Genomic DNA, 5,801 nt, shown 5'->3' on the forward strand with positions numbered 1-5,801 from the left:
CCCACACCTCGCCCGCTCCTCGCCCGCACCTCGACGCACAAGGACGAACATGCGCATCCACATCGGCGGCGACCACGCCGCCCTCGAGCTCCAGCAGGCCCTCATCGCCCACCTCGAGGAGGCCGGCCACGACGTCGTCAACCACGGACCCTTCGGCTACGACGCGCAGGACGACTACCCCGTCTTCGTCCTGCGGGCCGCCGAGGGTGTGGCGGCCGACCCCGGCTCGCGCGGCGTGGTCCTCGGAGGTTCGGGAAACGGCGAGCAGATGGCAGCCAACAAGGTCCCGGGCATCCGCGCTGCCCTGGCCTACGCCCCGGAGCTGGCCACGCTGGCGCGGGAGCACAACGACGCCCAGATCGTCTCGCTCGGAGCCCGCTTCGCCACGGAGGACGAGGCCAAGGAGATCGTCGATGCGTTCCTCGCCACGGAATTCTCCGATGAGGAGCGCCACCGCCGCCGCATCGGTATGGTTTCCGCGTACGAGACCACGCGTGAGCTCCCGCCACTCCCCGGGACCTGACGCCTCGATGCATCGACCCAAATGACCAACTGAACGAGGATCGCTGCCCGCCGAACCTCCACGGCCCCTTCGATCCAGGGAATGGAGGCCTGTGGCCCTCAACGAGAGCTACGTCTCTCACCGGCCCGCGATCTCAGCGGGGCCGGTTCGCCGCGCTCGGATGCTCGTGCCGTGGATGTCGCGGTCGCCCTGGATCCTGGTCGTCGGCCTGATCCTGCTCGGGCTGGGGGCCGGATGGGCGATTGCGACCTGGCCGGAGCACGTTCCGTGGGCCATCTTCGCCTTCCTCGTCGTCGTCGGCGGGCTCTTCCTCGAGCCCCGGCACCTCGTGGTGGTCTATGTCGCGCTGTTCTCGACGATGGCCGTCGTCGGCGCGGCGCTCGGCCAGCGGAAGGGGGCAACCATGGGCACGGAGATCGTCACGCTGGCCACGATGCTCCTCATGATCTGGCTCGCCCACGCCCGGGCGCAGGTCGGGGTCGTCGGAGTGAGCGGCGAGTCGATGCTCGTCGACATGCGCGACCGCCTGCGGGCGCAGGGGGAGCTGCCCGAGCTCCCTGCCGACTGGTCGGCAGAGGTCGCCCTCGAGTCGGCGTACGGTGACAGCTTCTCGGGAGACTTCGTCGTCGCCGGACGGTCCACCGACGGCACGATGCTCGAGATCGCGCTCGTCGACGTCTCGGGCAAGGGGCGTCAGGCCGGCACCCGCTCGCTCCTGCTCTCGGGCGCGCTGGGCGGCCTGCTCGGTGAGATGAGCGAGCGCGGCTTCCTCCACGCGGCCAACAACCACCTGCTGCGCCTGCGGTGGTCCGAGGGTTTCGCGACCGCCGTCCACGTGGCGATCAACCTCGAGACGGGAGAGTTCTCCATCGGCTACGCCGGGCATCCGGCAGCGGCCCAGTTCGCCGCGGGATCCGGCCGGTGGCGGATGCTGTCAGGTGGTCGCGGCCCGCTCCTCGGAGTCATCGAGAACGCCGACTACCCTCGCGAGACCGGGATGCTGCGCCACGGCGATGCCCTCGTCCTCTACAGCGACGGGGTCATCGAGGCGCGCGACAAGGCGCTCATGGACGGCATCGACCGGATGCTCGGGCGGGCCGAGTCCTTCGTCACCACGGGCTTCGAGGGGCTCGCCCAGCGCCTCTGCGACCACGCTCTCGCCGGCCACGGCGACGACCGCGCCGTCGTCACGGTCTGGCGCCGCTGACTGCCACACCCAGCCCGGCGCACGGGCGACCGTGGGCTGGGAGCCGGCCCAGCGGCATACGGCCTCGCTGTGCGCCGCGAAGCGGGCGGTCACCTTGACGGTGCCGCCCGCCCACGACGGACCCGGGTCAGGGGATGTCGTCGTCCTGCCCATCGAGGTTGTCGATCGCGTCCTTGCCACGCTCTTGCCCGGTGTCCACGTGCTCGGCGAAGCGTCCACCCGTCTTGTCGTCGACGAAGTCGCCGGCGCTGTCGATTCCTCCGCCGATCTTCTCTCCATGCTCGTCGACTGCACCGTGGACCTTGTCCTGGTGCTCCTCGGCGAGGTCGCCGATCTTGTCCTTCATGTTGTCGAACGCGCCCACTGCGCACTCCCTTCGCTCACCGGACGCCCTGTGACGTCGCGCCGCTCCCGTACCCGCCTCACCGGGATGCGCACGCCGCCGCTTCGGTGGGTGGGAGGATCGGCTGGGCGGCCGGGCTCATTACGATGCCGAGGTGACCGAGCCCGCCTCCGACCGTTCCAGCATTCGCCCGCCGCGCAAGACCCACGTGGCGCCCGACCTGCCGGAGGGGGTGACGCCGGCTCGGGTGCGCAGCTTCGTGCGTCGCGGTCGCCTCTCGTCGCTCACCCTCGACCGCCTGGAGCGGCTCGGGCCGTCGCGTGCGCTGCCCCCGGGTCCGTTCGACCCTGAGCGAGCCTTCGGCCGGGTCGCGCCACTCGTCCTCGAGATCGGGTGTGGCCACGGCCACGCGGCGATCGCCTACGCCGCCGCCTTCCCCGGGTGGGACGTGCTCGCGATGGATGTGCACAGCCCCGGCCTGGCGCGGATGCTCGCGGCCGCGGACGAGGTGGGTGTCCCCAACCTGCGGGTCGAGCAGGGCGACGCCGTGGTCTTCCTCGAGGAGCGGGTCGGCGACAGGGTCTTCGACGCGATCCACCTCTTCTTCCCCGACCCCTGGCGCAAGAAGAAGCACACCAAGCGCAGGTTCGTCTCGCCCACCAACCTCGACCTGCTGGCGCGCGTCCTCAAGCCCGGTGGCTACATCCTCATCGCCACGGACCAGGACTTCTACGCCGAGCACGTCCTCGCCGAGGTCGCCGCACACCCGAGGTTCCGGGCCCAGCGCGTCGAGCGACCGGAATGGCGGCCGCGAGCCGGCTTCGAGGCCAAGGGGCGGGCGGCCGGGCGGGAGATCCACGAGCTGCGGCTCGAGCTCGTCGCCGAGGGCGCGGCAGGGCGCGCGGAGTAGCCGACGTCGCGCGGATTGGCCGACGACGCGCCCGTCCCATCCCGCGCGCCGAGCGCCATCCGCGTGGGCTCACCCAGCCGCGCGTGAGGGGCTCGCCACGACGGAAAGGGCGGTCCCGAGGCGACGTCGTCGCTCCAGAACCGCCCTCCACCACGTCGGGGCAACAGGATTTGAACCTGCGACCTTCCGCTCCCAAAGCGGACGCGCTACCAAACTGCGCCATGCCCCGTCGCCCCTCGGACACGAGCACACCCACGGGTGCGGGTCGATTTCGGAAGTCCGGACGCGAACCAGTAGGCTAGCGCCTCGGATCGCCGGTTCCACCAGCGGCCCCGCGGGCGTAGCTCAATGGTAGAGCCTCAGTCTTCCAAACTGATTACGCGAGTTCGATTCTCGTCGCCCGCTCCGGATATCCACTGGGCGCCGTCGCGCTACCCGTCCTACGGTGGTGGGGTGCTTCGCCCCGACCTCCAGTCCGCCCTCAAGGACAGGGACGCGGTGCTCCGCGCCTTCCTCGCGGCGGACGGTTCCCTGACTCGCATCCCGACGAAGATCCGCAAGCGGCTCGTCGTCCTCGACCACCTCGCGCAGCAGTTCGAGCCGGGGGAGAAGTACGACGAGACCGAGGTGAACAACCGGCTGCGCGCCTTCCACCCCGACGTCGCCGCGCTGCGCCGATATCTCGTCGAGGAGGGCTTCCTCGACCGGGCCGACGGACAGTACTGGCGCTCGGGAGGCACGGTCGGCTGAGCCGACCCAGCGGCATACGGACCCATGAGGCGGCGTATGCCGCCCAGCTCACCCGGCGCGGAAGCCGAGGGTCTCGCTGAGGTGGCTCTCGGCGCCCTCGGCCTCGAGTCCCCTCTCGACCGCGGCCGCCGTCCGCGGCGACGGCCACGCGTGCCACCAGAAGAGCGCCACCGTGACCGGGAGAGCCATGAGCAGGGGCAGCCAGGAGTGCGGCGTCACGAGGAACGACACGGCGAACGCGACGAGGACGGGGGTCTCCGCGATCGCGGAGCGCAGGATTGTTGTCGAGCCGAAGTAGCGCAGGCTCGTCCGGGCGGCGTTCTCGCGCGGGAGGCCCTGAGGCAGCGACGGGACGGAGTAGCCGAAGAGCATGATGAGCGCGGTCGCCCCCACGATCGACGCGAGGACGATCCCGACGGCCAGCCACGAGGGCGGCACGGGCTCAGGATCAACGAGAACCCGCATCGCCGTGACCATCAGGGCCCCGATCCCGATCGCCGCACTGACGAGCTGGAGAGGCCTGAGTGCGGCGATGTCGGGCGTCGGCGGACGTCGAGGCGCGGGCATGGCACCGAGCATAGGAGCACGCATTTAGTGGGGGAGCGGGGCGACCTATAGCATGGTGCGTCGGTGCGTCCACGCGGCGCGACGACACGGCACCCCGCCGTCCGACCCCCAGCGTCAGACGACGCCGACCAGCCCCCACCAGTACCGATGGAGTACCCGCAGTGAAGAGTGCGCTCGAGACCCTCAGCCCGACCCGGGTCAAGCTGACCGTCGAGGTCCCGTTCGAGGAGCTCAAGCCGAGCCTCGATGCGGCCATCAAGCACATCGGCGAGCACATCCAGGTGCCCGGTTTCCGCAAGGGCAAGGTGCCGGCTCGGATCATCGAGCAGCGCGTCGGTCGGGCCGCCGTCCTCGAGGAGGCCGTCAACAACGCGCTCCCCGACCTCTACGGCAAGGCCCTCGAGGAGAACGAGGTCCGACCCCTCGGCCAGCCCGAGATCACCGACCTCAAGGTTCCCGCCACCGACGGCGAGGACTTCACCTTCACGGCCGAGGTCGACCGTCGCCCCGACATCGAGCTGCCCGACTTCACGGACATCGAGCTCACCGTCGACGAGGCCACGGTGTCCGACGACGACGTCGCCGAGCGGCTCGACGCGCTCCGCGCACGGTTCGGCACGCTCAAGACCGTCGACCGCCCGGTCCAGGACGGCGACTTCGTCTCGGTCGACCTGTCGGCCGAGATCGACGGTGAGGAGATCGACGCGGTCAACGGCGTCTCCTACGAGGTCGGCAGCAAGAACATGCTCGAGGGCATGGACGAGGCGCTCATCGGCATGACGGCCGACGAGACGAAGACGTTCACCGCGCCGCTCGCCGGCGGTGACCAGGCCGGCCGCGAGGCTCTCTGCACCGTCATCGTGTCGGCCGTCAAGGAGCGCGAGCTGCCCGAGCTCGACGACGAGTTCGCCCAGCTGGCCTCGGAGTTCGACACGCTCGAGGAGCTCAAGGCCGACCTGACGCAGAAGGCCGAGGTCGACGCCAAGTTCGCGCAGGGCGTCGCTGCCCGCGACAAGCTCCTCGACGCCATCCTCGAGCGGGTCGAGGTGCCGGTCCCCGAGGGCATCGTCGAGGCGGAGGTCCACTCCCACCTCGAGGGCGAGGGCCGCCTCGACGACGACGAGCACCGCGCCGAGGTCGACGAGAGCACCCGCAAGGGCCTCAAGACACAGCTCCTGCTCGACGCGATCGCGGAGAAGGAGGAGGTGCAGGTCCAGCAGGCCGAGCTCATCGAGTTCCTCGTCATGAACGCCCAGCAGTACGGCATGGACCCCAACGCCTTCGCGCAGTCCCTCGACAAGGAGGGCCAGATTCCCGCCATGGTCGCCGAGGTCGCCCGCCGCAAGGCGCTCGCGGCGGTCCTGGAGCAGGTCTCCGTGAAGGACACCGCCGGCAACGTCATCGACCTCACCGAGGCCGTGCCGGGCACCGACTTCGAGCTGGGCGAGGAGGAGGACGATGCTGCCGGCTCGCCCGACTCGGCCGAGTCGCCTGACTCACC

At 70.5% G+C, this 5,801-nt stretch carries 7 protein-coding genes and 2 tRNA genes; 6 read left to right on the plus strand and 3 right to left on the minus strand.

Annotated elements, in window-relative coordinates; genetic code table 11:
* Window positions 1-49: 49 nt before the first annotated feature.
* Window positions 50-523, plus strand: a complete 474-nt coding sequence (locus LOY02_RS14880) for a ribose-5-phosphate isomerase (RefSeq protein WP_317183146.1) — start codon at window positions 50-52, stop codon at window positions 521-523.
* A gap of 91 nt (window positions 524-614) precedes the next feature.
* Complete coding sequence (locus tag LOY02_RS14885) at window positions 615-1,730, plus strand: PP2C family protein-serine/threonine phosphatase (protein WP_317183147.1); 1,116 nt, start codon at window positions 615-617, stop codon at window positions 1,728-1,730.
* A gap of 127 nt (window positions 1,731-1,857) precedes the next feature.
* Here LOY02_RS14885 and LOY02_RS14890 read toward each other — a convergent pair whose 3' ends face one another.
* Complete coding sequence (locus LOY02_RS14890; protein WP_317183148.1) at window positions 1,858-2,094, minus strand: antitoxin; 237 nt, start codon at window positions 2,092-2,094, stop codon at window positions 1,858-1,860.
* Between the two features lie 133 nt (window positions 2,095-2,227).
* Here LOY02_RS14890 and trmB point away from each other — a divergent pair, with 133 nt between their 5' ends.
* Window positions 2,228-2,983 (plus strand): tRNA (guanosine(46)-N7)-methyltransferase TrmB, encoded by a 756-nt coding sequence (gene trmB / locus LOY02_RS14895; RefSeq protein WP_317183149.1) that lies wholly within the window; start codon window positions 2,228-2,230, stop codon window positions 2,981-2,983.
* 155 nt (window positions 2,984-3,138) lie between these two features.
* Here the strand turns inward: trmB and LOY02_RS14900 are convergent.
* Window positions 3,139-3,212, minus strand: a tRNA-Pro gene (locus LOY02_RS14900).
* Between the two features lie 105 nt (window positions 3,213-3,317).
* Between LOY02_RS14900 and LOY02_RS14905 the strand changes: the two genes are divergently transcribed.
* Both LOY02_RS14905 and LOY02_RS14910 read left to right on the plus strand, forming a co-directional pair.
* Window positions 3,318-3,388, plus strand: a tRNA-Gly gene (locus LOY02_RS14905).
* A 48-nt stretch (window positions 3,389-3,436) separates the two neighbouring features.
* Window positions 3,437-3,733, plus strand: a complete 297-nt coding sequence (locus LOY02_RS14910) for a DUF2087 domain-containing protein (protein WP_317183150.1) — start codon at window positions 3,437-3,439, stop codon at window positions 3,731-3,733.
* Between the two features lie 48 nt (window positions 3,734-3,781).
* Here the strand turns inward: LOY02_RS14910 and LOY02_RS14915 are convergent, their stop codons facing one another.
* Entirely contained in the window at window positions 3,782-4,300 is a 519-nt protein-coding gene (locus tag LOY02_RS14915) for a hypothetical protein (protein ID WP_317183151.1), read from the minus strand.
* A gap of 161 nt (window positions 4,301-4,461) precedes the next feature.
* On the opposite strand from LOY02_RS14915, the gene tig reads away from it, so the two are divergent.
* Window positions 4,462-5,801: trigger factor (gene tig / locus LOY02_RS14920; protein ID WP_317183152.1), on the plus strand; the 1,340-nt coding region annotated here is incomplete at its 3' end.

The sequence above is a fragment of the Intrasporangium sp. genome (assembly GCF_032907665.1).
Classification (GTDB): Bacteria; Actinomycetota; Actinomycetes; order Actinomycetales; family Dermatophilaceae; genus Intrasporangium.

Coding starts and splice junctions, on each gene's coding strand:
- LOY02_RS14880 (WP_317183146.1), top strand. CDS start 50: ATGCGCATCCACATCGGCGGCGACCACGCCGCCCTCGAGCTCCAGCAG.
- LOY02_RS14915 (WP_317183151.1), bottom strand. CDS start 4,300: ATGCCCGCGCCTCGACGTCCGCCGACGCCCGACATCGCCGCACTCAGG.